General features: G+C 66.5%; 14 protein-coding genes. 3 read left to right on the top strand and 11 right to left on the bottom strand.

The features are described from left to right. Positions 1-4: 4 nt before the first annotated feature. The 6 genes from G474_RS0114515 to rpsB all read right to left on the bottom strand — a co-directional run bounded on the left by G474_RS0114515 (position 5) and on the right by rpsB (position 4,634). Positions 5-814: a phosphatidate cytidylyltransferase gene (locus tag G474_RS0114515; RefSeq protein ID WP_026687613.1), complete on the bottom strand. Its 810-nt coding sequence runs from the start codon at positions 812-814 to the stop codon at positions 5-7. Beyond that, a complete protein-coding gene (uppS, locus tag G474_RS0114510; RefSeq protein ID WP_026687612.1) occupies positions 814-1,581 on the bottom strand; it encodes a polyprenyl diphosphate synthase in 768 nt (255 codons plus the stop codon). Before uppS ends, G474_RS0114515 begins: the two co-directional genes overlap by 1 nt. Before the next feature lie 20 nt (positions 1,582-1,601). After that, positions 1,602-2,159 carry a ribosome recycling factor gene (gene frr / locus G474_RS0114505; protein ID WP_026687611.1) on the bottom strand — a complete coding sequence of 186 codons (558 nt, stop codon included), beginning with the start codon at positions 2,157-2,159 and terminating at the stop codon, positions 1,602-1,604. An 11-nt stretch (positions 2,160-2,170) separates the two neighbouring features. Further along, complete coding sequence (gene pyrH, locus G474_RS0114500; protein WP_026687610.1) at positions 2,171-2,887, bottom strand: UMP kinase; 717 nt, start codon at positions 2,885-2,887, stop codon at positions 2,171-2,173. Positions 2,888-2,906: 19 nt separating this feature from the next. After that, complete coding sequence (gene tsf / locus G474_RS0114495) at positions 2,907-3,803, bottom strand: translation elongation factor Ts (protein WP_026687609.1); 897 nt, start codon at positions 3,801-3,803, stop codon at positions 2,907-2,909. 81 nt (positions 3,804-3,884) lie between these two features. Next, the gene (rpsB, locus tag G474_RS0114490; protein WP_026687608.1) at positions 3,885-4,634 is read right to left on the bottom strand and encodes a 30S ribosomal protein S2; all 750 of its coding nucleotides are present in this window, start codon (positions 4,632-4,634) and stop codon (positions 3,885-3,887) included. A gap of 325 nt (positions 4,635-4,959) precedes the next feature. Between rpsB and map the strand changes: the two genes are divergently transcribed. From map to G474_RS20950, 3 genes are all read left to right on the top strand, one after another. Beyond that, entirely contained in the window at positions 4,960-5,754 is a 795-nt protein-coding gene (gene map / locus G474_RS0114485; RefSeq protein ID WP_026687607.1) for a type I methionyl aminopeptidase, read from the top strand. Positions 5,755-5,759: 5 nt separating this feature from the next. Continuing rightward, positions 5,760-8,321: a [protein-PII] uridylyltransferase gene (locus G474_RS0114480; protein ID WP_043464564.1), complete on the top strand. Its 2,562-nt coding sequence runs from the start codon at positions 5,760-5,762 to the stop codon at positions 8,319-8,321. Positions 8,322-8,425: 104 nt separating this feature from the next. Then, complete coding sequence (locus G474_RS20950; RefSeq protein ID WP_051282318.1) at positions 8,426-9,394, top strand: sensor domain-containing diguanylate cyclase; 969 nt, start codon at positions 8,426-8,428, stop codon at positions 9,392-9,394. Between the two features lie 19 nt (positions 9,395-9,413). Here G474_RS20950 and G474_RS0114470 read toward each other — a convergent pair whose 3' ends face one another. Genes G474_RS0114470 through ligA form a run of 5 tightly spaced genes read right to left on the bottom strand, consistent with a single transcriptional unit; the run spans position 9,414 to position 14,669 of the window. Further along, the gene (locus tag G474_RS0114470) at positions 9,414-10,172 is read right to left on the bottom strand and encodes an S-methyl-5'-thioinosine phosphorylase (protein ID WP_026687605.1); all 759 of its coding nucleotides are present in this window, start codon (positions 10,170-10,172) and stop codon (positions 9,414-9,416) included. 10 nt (positions 10,173-10,182) lie between these two features. Further along, on the bottom strand, positions 10,183-10,887 hold the full coding sequence (locus tag G474_RS22190; protein ID WP_026687604.1) for a class I SAM-dependent methyltransferase: 705 nt from the start codon (positions 10,885-10,887) through the stop codon (positions 10,183-10,185). Next, the gene (locus G474_RS0114460) at positions 10,884-11,438 is read right to left on the bottom strand and encodes a hypoxanthine-guanine phosphoribosyltransferase (protein ID WP_026687603.1); all 555 of its coding nucleotides are present in this window, start codon (positions 11,436-11,438) and stop codon (positions 10,884-10,886) included. The genes G474_RS22190 and G474_RS0114460 overlap by 4 nt, the downstream gene beginning before the upstream one ends. Further along, positions 11,428-12,309 (bottom strand): UTP--glucose-1-phosphate uridylyltransferase GalU, encoded by an 882-nt coding sequence (galU, locus tag G474_RS0114455; protein WP_026687602.1) that lies wholly within the window; start codon positions 12,307-12,309, stop codon positions 11,428-11,430. The genes G474_RS0114460 and galU overlap by 11 nt, the downstream gene beginning before the upstream one ends. Beyond that, entirely contained in the window at positions 12,306-14,669 is a 2,364-nt protein-coding gene (ligA, locus tag G474_RS0114450; protein WP_026687601.1) for an NAD-dependent DNA ligase LigA, read from the bottom strand. Before ligA ends, galU begins: the two co-directional genes overlap by 4 nt. Position 14,670 lies beyond the last annotated feature (1 nt).

Below are 14,670 nucleotides of genomic sequence, written 5' to 3'. Positions count from 1 at the left end.
GGAATCAGGCCAGGAGCAACAGGAAACAGGCGGAAACCGGGAGGATGGCAGTGAGGCTGTCCACCCGGTCGAGGATGCCCCCGTGGCCGGGCAGCAGCTGGCTGCTGTCCTTGATGCCGGCGAGGCGCTTCAACAGGGATTCGAACAGGTCGCCCACCACGCTCACCCCGGTGAGCAGGGCCAGGACCAGGGCCCAGGCCCAGGGGGAAACGCCGGGCCAGGGGCCGACGACGAAGCCGAACAGCAGCACGCCGAGCACGGCACCGCCCACCCCTTCCCAGGTCTTGCCGGGGCTCACGGCGGGCGCCAGCTTGTGTTTGCCGAAGGCCCGGCCGGTGAAATAGGCGGCGATGTCCGCCACCCAGGCGATGGAGAGCACGGCCAGCAGCGTCAAGACCCCCAGGGCCCGGAACTGGACGATGGCCAGCCAGGCCGGCAGCAGCACCAGGAGGCCGAGCAGCAGGCCGCTCCAGCCCCGGACTGCCCAGCGCCGCCTCAGCCACAGGGGCACCAGGATCAGCCAGAACAGGGCGCTCAGGCCGTAGATGCCGAGCAGGAAGGCGCGCCAGCCGGGGGCCGACCACTGCAGCAGCTCGGGGTGGATCAGGGTGGGCGGGACCAGGAGCAGGAACACGGCCAGACCGTAAGCCTGCCGACCCCGGCCGGCATAGCCAGCCAGGGCCGCCCATTCCCAGGCCCCCAGGGCAATCACCAGGGCGGCAAACAGGGCCCAGCCGGACTGGGGCAGCCAGACCATGGCGGGGACCAGGACCAGCATCAGGAGGATGGCGGTGACAACCCGCTGGCGCAGCATTACCGGGCTCCCGGTTCCTGGGCGGTCAGTTGCTCACTGGTGCGGCCGAAGCGGCGCTCCCGGCGCTGGTAGGAGGCAATGGCGGCCGCCAGGGCTTCGGCGTCGAATTCAGGCCAGAGGGTTTCGGTGAAATGCAGCTCCGCGTAAGCCAGCTGCCAGAGCAGGAAATTGCTGATCCGCTCTTCACCGCCGGTACGGATGAACAGGTCCGGCTCCGGCGCGAAATGGGTGGAGAGATAGGGTTCCAGATCCGCTTCCGTCCAGCTGCCCGCCTTGTCGGGCGCTACGGCCGCCAGCCGGTTCACGGCCTGGAGGATGTCCCAGCGGCCCCCGTAGTTGGCGGCGATGGTCAGATGCAGGCGGGTGTTGCCGGCCGTGGCGGCCTCGGCATTGCGGATCAGCTCCTGGAGCCGGGTGTCGAAGCGGGACAGATCCCCGATCACCCGCAGGCGCACGCCGTTGCGGTTGAGCTTTTCCACTTCCTGCTGCAGAGCCGTGACGAACAGCTGCATGAGCAGGCTCACCTCTTCGGCCGGACGGCGCCAGTTCTCGGAACTGAAGGCGAACAGGGTCAGGTATTCGACCCCCTGCTCGATGCAGGCCCGCACGATCTCGCGTACGGATTCCACGCCCTTGACGTGCCCGGCGACCCGGGGCAGGAAACGCTTCTTGGCCCAGCGGCCATTGCCATCCATGATGATGGCCACGTGCCGGGGAACCGGACGGGTGTCCGGGACTTCCCGGGTTGCGCTCTTGAAGAAAGCCACTCAGTCCTTGCCCTGTGGCCTCAGACGGCCATCAGTTCGCTCTCTTTTTGAGCGAGCATCTTGTCTACTTCGGCCACATACTTGTCGGTCAGCTTCTGGATGTCTTCCTGGGCGCGACGCTCGTCGTCCTCGGAGATGTCCTTGTTCTTGACCCCGTCCTTGAGGGTGCTGTTGGCATCCCGGCGCAGGTTGCGGATCGCCACCTTGGCGTTCTCGCCCTCGCCCTTCACCACCTTGGCCAGGTCCCGGCGGCGCTCCTCGGTCAGGGGCGGCATGGGGACGCGGATCACTTCGCCCTGGGCGGAAGGATTGAGGCCCAGGTCGGATTCACGGATGGCCTTCTCCACCTTGGCGGCCATGGGCTTTTCCCAGACCTGGACGCCGATGGTACGGGCGTCGATCAGGGTCACGTTGGCCACCTGGTTGATGGGCATCATGGAGCCGTAATACTCCACCTGCACATGGTCCAGGATGCCGGTATGGGCACGACCGGTGCGCACCTTGGCCAGATCGTTCTTCAGGGCCTCGATGGACTTCTGCATCTTGCCTTCGGTGGTTTTCTTGAGTTCGGCAATCATGACTGACCTCGTTAGCAATACACCAGGGTGCCTTCGCTCTCGCCGCAGACCACGCGTTTCAGGGCACCCGGCTTGAAAATGGAAAAAACGTTGATGGGCAGCTTCTGGTCCCGGCACAGGGCGAAGGCTGTCGCATCCATCACCGCCAGATTGTTGGCGATGGCTTCATTGAAGCTGATCTGCTCGTAGCGGGTGGCGGTGGGATCCTTCTTGGGATCCGCCGTGTAGATGCCGTCCACCTTGGTGGCCTTGAGCACGATCTCGGCCCCGATCTCGGAGCCGCGCAGGGCGGCAGCGGTATCGGTGGTGAAGAAGGGGTTGCCGGTACCAGCACCGAAGATCACGATCTTGCCTTCTTCCAGATAACGGATGGCCTTGCCGCGGATATAGGGCTCCACCACCTGTTCGATATTCAGCGCCGACTGCACCCGGCCGTTCAGGCCGGCCTGGCGCATGGCGTCGGACAGGGCCATGGCATTCATCACCGTGGCCAGCATGCCCATGTAGTCGGCGGTGGCGCGATCCATCCCGGTGGCGGTACCCGCCATGCCCCGGAAGATGTTGCCGCCGCCGATCACCACACCGATTTCCACCCCCAGGTCGGCCACCGCCTTCACCTCGCCGACGATCTCGCCGATGGTCTGGGGATTGATGCCATAGGCATCCCCGCCCATCAGGGCCTCGCCGGAAAGTTTCAAGAGGATGCGCTTGTACTTGGGGGTGGTCATCGTTGGGCTCCTGACGGAATTACTTCTGGGCAGCGGCGGCAGCCTGGGCGGCCACTTCGGCGGCGAAGTCGGTAACCTTCTTCTCGATGCCCTCGCCCACCACGTACAGGGTGAAGCCGGCAATGGAGGCACCCTTGCGCTTCAGCAGCTGTTCCACGGTTTCCTTGCCATCTTCGGCCTTGACGAACACCTGGCCCAGCAGGGTGACTTCCTTGAGGAACTTCTGCACGGTGCCTTCGGCGATCTTTTCCAGCATGGCCTCGGGCTTGCCGGATTCCTTGGCCTTCTCGATGGCGATGCGGCGCTCGGCGTCGATCAGGGCGGCATCCACACCGGATGCATCCAGGGACTTGGGCTTGTTGGCCGCGATGTGCATGGCCAGGTCCTTGCCCAGCTGCTCGTCGCCACCCACCAGGTCCAGCAGCACGCCGATCTTGGCGCCGCCGTGGATGTAGGACACCAGCTGACCCTTGGCCTCGACGCGGACGAAGCGGCGCAGGGACATGTTTTCACCGATCTTGCCGACCAGGGCGGCACGGGTGGATTCCACGGTGCCGTCGCCCAGGGGCAGAGCGGACAGGGCTTCCACGTCGGCGGGGGCCTTGGTGGCCACCAGCTCGGCGCAGTTCTTCACCAGGCCCAGGAAATCGTCGTTCTTGGCCACGAAGTCGGTTTCGCAGTTCACTTCCAGGATGGCGCCCAGCTTGGCGTCAGCGGAAATGTGGATGCCCACGACGCCTTCGGCGGTGACGCGGGTGGCGGCCTTGCTGGCCTTGTTGCCCAGCTTGACGCGCAGGATTTCTTCGGCCTTGGCCATGTCGCCACCGGCTTCAGCCAGGGCCTTCTTGCATTCCATCATGGGCGCGTCGGTCTTCTCGCGCAGTTCCTTGACCATGCTTGCGGTGATTTCCGCCATGTTGTACTCCGGAATAGGGAACGAATATAAAGAAATGGCGAAGCTTAAAGACTTGCGTCCCGCTTCGCCATTACAGACAGATTACTCGGCGGACTCTTCTTCGACCTCGACGAATTCCTCGTCGCCACCGGCAGCCACGATCTCCTGGATCACCTGGCTGCGGCCTTCCAGGATGGCATCGGCGACGCCACGGGCGTACAGGCGGATGGCACGGGAAGAGTCGTCGTTACCGGGGATCACGTAATCCACGCCGGCGGGAGAGTGGTTGGTATCGACCACGCCGATGACGGGAATGCCCAGCTTGCTGGCTTCGGTCACGGCAATCTTGTGGTAACCCACGTCCACCACGAAGATGGCGTCGGGCAGGCCGTTCATGTCCTTGATGCCGCCGATGGACTTCTGCAGCTTTTCCAGCTCACGGGAGAAATCCAGGGCTTCCTTCTTGGGCATGCGCTCCAGCTCACCGGCTTCCACGGCGGCTTCCATGTCCTTCAGACGCTTGATGGAGAGCTTCACGGTCTTGAAGTTGGTCAGCATGCCACCCAGCCAGCGCTGGTCCACATAGGGAGCACCGGCGCGACGGGCTTCTTCAGCGATGATTTCGCGGGCCTGACGCTTGGTGGACACGAACAGGATGGTGCCGCGGTTGGAAGACAGCTTCTTCACGAACTCCATGGCCTCGTTGTACTTGGCCAGGGTCTTTTCCAGGTTGACGATGTGAATCTTGTTGCGGGCACCGAAGATGTAGGAAGCCATCTTGGGGTTCCAGAAACGGGTCTGGTGACCGAAGTGAACACCAGCTTCCAGCATTTGACGCATGGTTACAGACATTGCAAAAACTCCATTAAGGGTTGTACCGCCACCCGCCGCCAACGTCGCGAACATCCGGTTCGCAACACCCTTAACCGGCGGATGTGAGGATTTCCGGGCAAAACACCTTTGCCCAGGTTTTCAGCCACCATCGGCGAAAACCCGTCGATTATAGCAGCCCAGCCCCCCGCAAGACAAAGGGATCATGCATCTGCAGCCATTGCCCCGGGCCGGCGGGGCCGCTCCAGGGCCCGGCCGGCCCGCCCGGGAACTTCGGAACGGGCCAAATTGCCCAATCCCGGGCCTTCCCTTATCCTTCACCCCTTGCCGAACAGAAGAAGCCTTCATGACCATTCATATCAAGACGCCCGAAGAAATCGAGAAAATGCGCGTCGCGGGCCGGCTGGCCTCCGAAGTCCTGGATTACATCACTCCCCTGGTCAAGGCCGGCGTCACCACCGAGGCGCTGGACCGGCTCTGTCATGACTACATGGTCCAGGAACAGGGCTGTGTTCCCGCCCCCCTCAACTATGCCCCCCCGGGCTACAAGCCCTACCCCAATTCCATCTGCACCTCCATCAACCACCAGGTCTGCCACGGGCTACCCAACGACCGGCCCCTGAAGAACGGGGACATCGTGAACCTGGACATCACCGTCATCAAGGACGGTTTCCACGGGGATACCAGCCGCATGTTCTGCGTCGGCGAACCCTCGATCCAGGCCCGTCGCCTCTGCGACGTGACCTTCGAATGCCTGTGGCTGGGCATCCAGGCGGTGCGGCCCGGCGGCTTCCTGGGGGACATCGGCGCGGTGATCCAGAAGCATGCGGAGAAAAACGGCTACTCGGTGGTGCGGGAGTTCTGTGGTCATGGCATCGGCCGCAAGTTCCACGAGGACCCCCAGGTGCTGCATTACGGCAAGGCCGGCACCGGCCCCCTGCTGGAGCCGGGCATGATCTTCACCATCGAACCCATGATCAACGCCGGCAAGGCCGCCATCCGGGAACTGCCCGACGGCTGGACCATCGTCACCAAGGACCGCAGCCTGTCGGCCCAATGGGAACACACCATCCTGGTCACCGAGACCGGCTTCGAGGTGCTCACCCTGTCCGCCGCCTGTCCCCACGCCCCCCTGCCCTGACGCCCATGACGACCAGCGTGCCGGTAAAGACCCTGCGGGAAAATCTCAAGGCCGGCCGCAAGGCGCTGGCCGCCCGCTACCTGGAAGAACACGACGCCCCAGCCTACCTGACCCGGCACGCCGGCCTGGTGGATGGGGTGCTGGCAGAACTCTGGCACAGCCTGGCCTTCCCCCCGGAACTGGCCCTGGTGGCCGTGGGGGGATATGGTCGCGGCGAGCTCTATCCGGGCTCGGACGTGGACCTGCTGATCCTCCTGCCCGGGGAGCCCGATGCGGCCCTGACCGTCCGCCTGGAGCAACTGGTGGGCCTGTTCTGGGACATCGGCCTGGAAGTGGGCCACAGCGTGCGCACCGTGCCCGACTGCCTGCGGGAGGCGGCCGGCGACATCACCGTGCAGACCGCCCTCCTGGAAAACCGCCTGCTCACGGGCAGCCCGGACCTGTACACGGGCTTTGCCCAGTCCCTCAAGGCGGGGCTCAATCCCCAGGCCTTCTTCAAGGCCAAGCGCCTGGAGCAGGAAGAACGCCACCTGCGCTACCAGGAAACCCCCTACAGCCTGGAGCCCAACTGCAAGGAAAGCCCGGGGGGGCTGCGGGACCTGCAGAACATCCTCTGGATTGCCCAGGCCAGCGGCTACGGCACCAGCTGGCGGGACCTGAAGCTGCGCCAGCTGATCACCCAGGGGGAACACATCCAGCTGCAAAAGTGCGAACGCCACCTGCAGCACCTGCGCATCCACCTGCACCTGCTCACGGGCCGGCGCGAGGACCGGCTGCTGTTCGACCATCAGACCGCCCTGGCCCAGGCCATGGATGTGACGCCCACGGCCGCCAAGCGGGCTTCGGAAGAGCTGATGCAGGCCTACTACAAGAACGCCAAGCTGGTCACCCAGCTCAACACCATCCTGCTGCAGAACATCGCCGCCGACCTGATGCCGGTGGAGGCCGCCCCACCCTGCCCCCTGAACGAGCGCTTCCAGGTCGTTGGCGATTTTCTCGACGTGGTGCACGAACAGGTTTTCGAGGCCACCCCCTCGGCCCTGCTGGAAAGCTTCTGGCTGCTGCAGCAGCACCCGGAACTGCGCGGCATGACGGCCCGCACCCTGCGTGCTCTGTGGCGCAGCCGGGACCTGATCACCCCCGCCTTCCGCAAGGACCCGGCCCATCGGCGTCTGTTCCTCAGCCTGTTCCAGAGCGAACAGGGGGTGGTGCACGAATTCCGGCGCATGAACCAGTACGGCATCCTGGGGCGCTACCTGCCCGCCTTCGGCAAGATCGTCGGCCAGATGCAGCATGACCTGTTCCACGTCTATACGGTGGACCAGCACATCCTCATGGTGATGCGCAACCTGCGCCGCTTCGCCCTGGAGGAGTTCGCCCACGAATACCCCTACTGCAGCCGCCTGCACAACGCCTTTGCCCGGCCCTGGGTGCTCTACGTGGCCGCCCTCTTCCACGACATCGCCAAGGGCCGGGGAGGCGACCACTCCCTTTTGGGGATGGAAGACGCCCGGGAATTCTGCGAGACCCACGGGGTGGAGGGAGAAGACCAGGAGCTGATCGTCTGGCTGGTGGGCCAGCATCTGCAGATGTCTCAGGTGGCCCAGAAGGAGGACCTGACCGATCCCGAGGTGGTGGCCGCCTTCGCCGCCCGCATGAAGGACCAGCGCCACCTGACCGCCCTCTACCTGCTCACGGTGGCGGACATCCGCGGCACCAGCCCCAAGGTCTGGAACAACTGGAAGGCCAAGCTGCTGGAGGACCTGTACCGGCTCTCCCTGCGCTACCTGGAGGCCGGAGACGCCCCGGGACCCCAGGGGGTGATCCAGGAGCGCCAGGCCGAGGCCCTGCGCCTGTTGCGCTACTTCGCCCTGTCGGACACGGTGCACGAGCGGCTCTGGAAGCAGCTGGACACGGTCTATTTCCTGCGCCACACGGCCGAGGAAATCGCCTGGCACACCCGGGCCCTGCATTACCGCACCCAGATCGACAAACCCGTGGTCAAGGCCCGGCTGCACCCTGGCGGCGGTCTGCAGGTGATGGTCTATACCGAGGACCAGCCCGATCTTTTCCTGCGCCTGGTGGGTTTCTTCGCCAAGGCCGGCTACAGCATCGCCGACGCCAAGATCCACACCACCCGGCACGGCTACGCCCTGGACAGCTTCATCCTCCTGGACGTGGCCGACAATGCCAGCGACCGGGACATGATCCCGGTGATCGAAGCCGAACTGACCCGCCACCTGGAGTGCGGTCTCCCCGCCGAAGCCCCCTCCTCCGGCCGCCTGTCCCGGCAGGTGCGCCATTTCCCCATCACCCCGGAAGTGCACATCCGCCCCGACGAACGGGAAGCCCAGCAGATCCTCTCCCTGGTGGCGGCGGACCGGCCCGGCCTGCTGTTCCACGTGGCCCGCATCCTGGCCCAGCACGGCATCGCCCTCAAGGCGGCCCGCATTGCCACCCTGGGGGAACGGGTGGAGGACACCTTCCTGATCGCCGGCCCGGAGCTGGATAAGAGCAGCACCCGCATGAAGCTGGAAAGCGACCTGCTGGACGAACTGCAGATCTGAGCCCGCCACCCCCGGGGCCGGGGCTGCACTTGCCAGCTACTTGCCAAATAGGCAATTAGTAGTAGTCTAGCTGGCATAAGCACAAGCCTGCGGGCGGAACAGCCATGAACCCCGACACCCCTTTCGGCCCCCTGGGACTGACGCAGATCATCGAGGGCAATCCGGTCGCCACCCTGGTCATCGATGCCGGGCACCGGGTCACCCACTGGAACCGGGCCTGCGCCATCCTCACCGGGGTGGAGGCCGGGCAGATGCTCGGCACCCGGGAGCAATGGCGCCCCTTCTACCCGGAGCCGCGGCCCATCATGGCCGACCTGATCGTGGATGGCGCCATGGAAAGCGCCGTGGATCAGTTCTACGGCGGCAAGTTCCGCCGCTCCGGCATCATTGCCGGCGCCTTCGAGGCCGAAGACCATTTCCCCCACCTGGGCCCCGGTGGCCGCTGGCTGTTCTTCACCGCCGCCGCCCTGAGGGACGAAGCAGGCCAGATCATCGGCGCCATCGAAACCCTGCAGGACATCACCGCCCGGCACCGGGCCGAGGCCGCCCTGAAGGAAAGCGAGGAACGTTACCGGCAACTGAGCCGTACCGACGCCCTTACCGGCCTCTACAACTCCCGCCACCTGCAGGAATGCCTGCTCCAGGAGGTGGAGCGGGCCCGGCGCCATCCCTGCCCCCTGTCCCTGCTGGTCCTGGATGCCGATCACTTCAAGCGCATCAACGATACCCACGGCCACCTGGAAGGGGACCGGGTGCTGCAGGCCCTGGCCCGGACCATAGGGAACAATCAACGCCGCAGCGACCTGGCCTTCCGTTACGGGGGAGAGGAATTCGTGCTGCTCCTGCCCCATACCACCGGCACCGAAGCCCTGGTTCTGGCGGAACGGCTGCGCCGGGAATTCGCGGCCCAGGAGGTGGTGCCGGAACAGGGGGAGACCATCCGCTGCACCATCAGCATCGGCGTCAGCCAGTATCAGCCCGGGGAAAGCCCCCGGGATTTCATCCGCCGGGCCGATGCGGCCACCTACGCCGCCAAAGCCAGGGGGCGCAACTGCGTGGTCGGGGCCGACTGAAGGCCGGCCAGCGCCCCGATCAGTCCCGGCAGCAGGCCGTGTGGCAGCCCACCAGGCGCTCGATCACCGTGCGCACCCGGCCCATGGCCTCCTGCAGGGTTTCCTCCAGCCGTTCGAAGCGGATGCCATGGGTGCTCTCACCCCGCCCGGCCGCGTGGTTGGCCACCAGGTTGATGGCTGCATAGGGAATTTCCAGTTCCCGGGCCAGCACCGCTTCCGGCATGCCGGTCATGCCCACCACATCCACCCCTTCGCGCTCGTAGCGGCAGATTTCTGCCGCCGTTTCCAGGCGCGGCCCCTGGGTGGCGCCGTACACACCCCCGTCCTTGATGGCGATGCCCGCCTCGGCGGCAGCCTGGATCAGCAGGCGGCGCAGCTCCCCGTCGTAGGGCTCGGTGAAATCCACATGGACCACCGGGGTGCCGTTGCCGTCGAAATAGGTGGACTTGCGCCCCCAGGTGTAATCGATGATCTGGTGCGGAATGACGATGTCGCCGGGGTTCAGGTCATCGCGGATGCCGCCCACGGAGGCCACCGAGACGATGTGGGTGGCGCCGTATTCCTTCAGGGCCCAGATGTTGGCCCGGTAATTCACCATGTGGGGGGGAATCGCATGGCCATAGCCGTGCCGGGCCAGGAACACCACCTCCGCATTGCAGATGCGCCCGAACGTCAGGGCGCCGGAAGGCTCGCCGTAGGGGGTACGGGCCACCTCCCGGTGGGAGACGTCCAGGTTGGACAGCTTGGTCAGGCCGCTGCCGCCGATGATTGCCAGCATGGGAAAACTCCTAGGAAATCTTGCGCCGCACCAGCAGGGAAGCCAGTACGGGGGTGACGCTCTTGAGGGAGGGATGGGCGCGGCGCAGCTCGGCCAGCTCGGGCCCGCCCTCCAGCTTGCGGTACAGGGCATCCCGGCGCTCCGCCGTGAACGGCAGGTCCACCAGGGTCTTCATCTGATGGTAGCGCACCAGGGTATCCCGGCCCAGGTCCTTGGCCTGCCAGGGAATGGCAGTGCGGTCCACCAGGTGCACGGCCTGCACTGCAGGCAGACTGGCAGCCAGCTCCAGCACCAGCCGGTGCATCCGCTCCCGGTAGGCGGCCACGGCAGCCCGGGTATCCTGGCCCGGGGTCTGGGTGACATCCTGGGGAGCGCCCATCAGCCAGCAGACCACGACATCCGGCGCGAAGCCGGTCAGGGTCTGGTGGGTGGCGTCATCCAGCCCGGCCAGGTCCACCTGCAGGAAACTCACCCCGGGGGCCTCTGCCACCCGGGCCCGGGCCGCTTCCAGACAGGGTTCGAGAAAATCCAGGGCGAGCACTTCCAGGCCCCGGTCGGCCAGGGCCCGGGTACCGAAGCCCAGGCCGCAACCGATTTCCAGAACCCGGCGACCGGGAACCTGCTCCGCCATCCAGGCGTAATCCCCCTGGCGGGCGTAGGCCGCCCCTTCCGCTTCCCAGTAGCTGATGAAATCTTCCGTATCGGCACCGCTCATGCTGCCTCGCCTCCCTTGGCGTAAATGGCCGGCAGGTTACGCCAGGCACCGCAGATATCCATGCCGAAGCCGAAGACGAACTTGTCGGGCACGCTGAGCCCGACGAAATCCGCCTGAAGGGGCTTGGCCCTGCCGGTTTCCTTTTCCGCGAACACCGCCGTCAGGACCCGGGCCGCGCCCATCTGGCGCAGGCGCTCGCAGATGGCGGCCAGAGTCACCCCCTCGTCGAGGATGTCATCCACCACCAGCACGGTGCGCCCCTTGAGGGTGATCCAGGGACCGCTGCGCCAGGTCAGCTTTTCATTGCCGCTGGTGTTGGCCCCGTAGCGGCTGGCATGGAGGTAATCGAAATCCAGGGGAAAATCCAGGTGGGTCATCAGGTGCCCGGCAAAGGGCACGGCCCCGCTCATGACGCAGAGCAGCACCGGGTTGGCGTCCCCCAGGCTGGCCTTGATGCGGGCGCCGACCTCGGCCACGGCGGCCTGGACCGCTTCGGCCGAGTGGATCAGTTCCGCCCCGGCCAGGACGGCCCGGGCTTCCTCATTGGTCATGGTGCTGACCCAGCTGTTTCAGGTAGGCGCTGAAGGCTGCGCCCACTTCCGGATGGCGCTGGCCGAACACGGCGGTGGCCTGGAGGTAGCCCAGCTTGGAGCCGCAGTCGTAGCGGGTGCCGTCGTAGCGGTAGGCCAGGACCTGTTCCTCGGAGAGCAGGGCGGCAATGCCGTCGGTAAGCTGGATCTCGCCCCCGGCGCCAGGCTTGCCGTTTTCCAGGTGATGGAAGATGCGCGGCGTCAGGATGTAGCGCCCCACCACGGCCAGGTTGGAGGGGGCCTCCTCGGGTTTGGGCTTCTCCACCATGGCGCTGATCTGCTCGACCCGCTCGGCCACCGGCTTGGCAGCCACGATGCCGTAGCTCTTGGTGTCTTCCCGGGGCACTTCCTGGACTGCCAGCACCGAGCAGCGGTAGTAGTCATAGGCGTCGGCCATCTGCTTCAGCACCGGGGGCTGGCCGTCCAGCAGGTCATCGGCGAGGATCACGGCGAAGGGATCGTCCCCCACCACCTGCTTGGCGCACAGCACCGCATGCCCCAGGCCCAGGGCTTCGGCCTGGCGGATGTAGACGCAATTGACGCCCTTGGGGAGGATGTTGCGCACCAGCTCCAGCATTTCCGTCTTGCCCTTCTTCTCCAGCTCGGTTTCCAGCTCGAAGGCCTTGTCGAAATGGTCCTCGATGGCCCGCTTGCTGCGGCCGGTGACGAAGATCAGTTCCGTCACCCCGGCCGCCACGGCTTCCTCGACGGCGTACTGGATCAGGGGCTTGTCCACCACCGTCAGCATCTCCTTGGGGCTGGCCTTGGTGGCCGGCAGGAAGCGGGTTCCCAGACCCGCCACCGGGAATACGGCCTTGCGCACTTTCTTCACTGTTGTCCTCCTTGATGATTCAGTAAGTCCCTGAGGGCCGCCTCATCCAGGATGGGCACCCCCAGCTTCTGGGCATTGTCCAGTTTGGAGCCGGCTTCACTGCCGGCCACCAGGTAATCGGTCTTTTTCGAAACGGAGCCGCTCACCTTGCCCCCGGCCGCCTCGATCAGGGCCTTGGCCTCGTCCCGCTTCAGGCTGGGCAGGGTGCCGGTGATCACGAAGGTGAGCCCGGCCAGGGGCTGGGCCGGGCCTGCTCCGGGTTCGGGCAGGGCCGCCAGGATGGCCGCGCGCAGCTCGGCGGTCTGGAGCAGCAGCGCCCGGTGGGCAGCCACTTCCAGCCAGTCCACCAGGGCGGCGGAAACCGTCTGGGGCAAAGGCGAGAGGCGGGCCGCCAGGGCGGTTTCCCGGGCCAGTTCGGCACCGTCGGGAACCAGGGCCGCCAGTTCCCGGGCCCGGGTTTCCGTCAGCTTGGGCACCCCCAGCATCTCGTAGAGGCGGGCCCAGGCCAGGGCTTCGCCCAGCTCCGCCCGGGGCGAATGCTCGTCCCGGGGCAGCACACCGGCCGCCAGCAGGGCGTCGATGGCCGTTTCGTTGCGGGGCTCGGCGAAGAAATCGGCGATGGACTGGGCCACCACCCCGCCGATGTCCGGCAGCACCGCCAGAATGGGCTGGGGGGTGCGGCGCAGCAGGGCCAGGCTGCCGAGCCAGTCAGCCAGGGTCCTGGCGGTGGATTCCCCCACGTGGCGGATGCCCAGGGCGAAGATGAAACGCCCCAGGCTGCAGGCCTTGCTGGCCTCCAGGGCTGCCACCAGGTTCTCGGCGGATTTCTCCCCCATCCGCTCCAGACTGGCCAGGTTCGCCACCTCCAGCCGGTACAGGTCGGCGGGAGTCCGTACCAGGCCCTGATCCACCAGCTGCTCCACCAGCTTGTCGCCCAGGCCTTCCACATCCATGGCCCGGCGCCCGGCAAAATGCAGCAGGGCCCCCTTCACTTGGGCGGGGCAGACCAGACCGCCGGAACAGCGGGCCACGGCCTCCCCCTCCTCCCGCACCACGTGGGAGCCGCATTCGGGGCAGGTGGCCGGCAGCACGAAGGGGGGATGGAGGGGCTCCCGGGCGAACAGGTCGTCCGGCGACTGGGTCATGGGTCGCTCTTCGGGCACCACGGCCACCACCTCGGGAATCACGTCCCCGGCCCGGCGCACGATCACCAGATCTCCCACCCGCACATCCTTGCGGCGGGCCTCGTCCTCGTTGTGCAGGGTGGCATTGGTGACGGTGACGCCGCCCACGAACACCGGCTGCAGCTTGGCGACGGGGGTGATGGCACCGGTGCGCCCCACCTGAACCACGATGGCTTCCACCCGGGTCCGGGCTTCCTGGGCCGGATACTTGTGGGCCACGGCCCAGCGCGGCTCCCGGGAACGGAAACCGAGTTCCGCCTGGAGCGCCAGGCTGTCCACCTTGTACACCACCCCGTCGATGTCGAAGGGCAGCTCCGGCCGCAAGGCCCCCATGCGGGCATGAAAATCGGCCAGGGCCTGGGGACCGGCCAGCACCGCCCGGTGTTCGCAGACGGGCAGGCCGAAACCGGCCAGGGCATCCAGGAGACCGCTGTGGCTCGCGGGCCGGGCTGCGTCCCAGCCTTCCACCTGGCCGATGCCGTAGGCGAAGAATTTCAGGGGCCGGCCGGCGGCAATGGCCGGGTCCAGCTGGCGGATGCTGCCGGCCGCTCCGTTACGGGGATTGACCAGGGTCTTCTCGCCCCGGGCTGCAGCCTTTTCGTTGTAGCGGGCCAGGTCGTCCCGGCGCATGTAGACCTCGCCGCGCACTTCCAGCACGGCGGGAGCCTGGCCCTGGAGTTTCAGGGGAATGTCGTGCACGGTACGCAGGTTCTGGGTCACGTCCTCCCCGGTGGCGCCGTCGCCCCGGGTGGCGCCCTGGACCAGGACTCCCTGTTCGTAGCGCAGGCTCACGGCCAGGCCGTCGAACTTGAGTTCGGCGGCGTAGCGCACCGGCCCGTCCCCCTCCTCCAGCCCCAGCTCCTTCCTTACCCGGGCGTCGAAGTTCCAGGCGCCGCTGGCTTCCGTATCGGTCTCGGTCTGGATCGACAGCATGGGCACCCGGTGGGCTACCTGGGCAAAGGCCTCCAGGGGACGCCCCCCCACCCGCCGGGTGGGAGAATCCGGGGTCGCTAGTTCCGGATGCGCCGCTTCCAGGGCCTGCAGCTCCCGGAACAGGGCGTCATAGACCTCGTCGGAGACCGTGGGGGCATCCAGCTCGTAATAGGCCCGGTTGTGGGACTCCAGTTCCGCGCGCAGGGCGGCAGCCCGTTGCCGGGCAGTGTCGGGAACCGTCATC

This window comes from Azovibrio restrictus DSM 23866 (genome assembly GCF_000429665.1).
Classification (GTDB): domain Bacteria; phylum Pseudomonadota; class Gammaproteobacteria; order Burkholderiales; family Rhodocyclaceae; genus Azovibrio; species Azovibrio restrictus.
The sequence above is the reverse complement of the archived record's forward strand: the minus strand, read 5'-3'. Positions and strand labels throughout refer to the sequence as shown.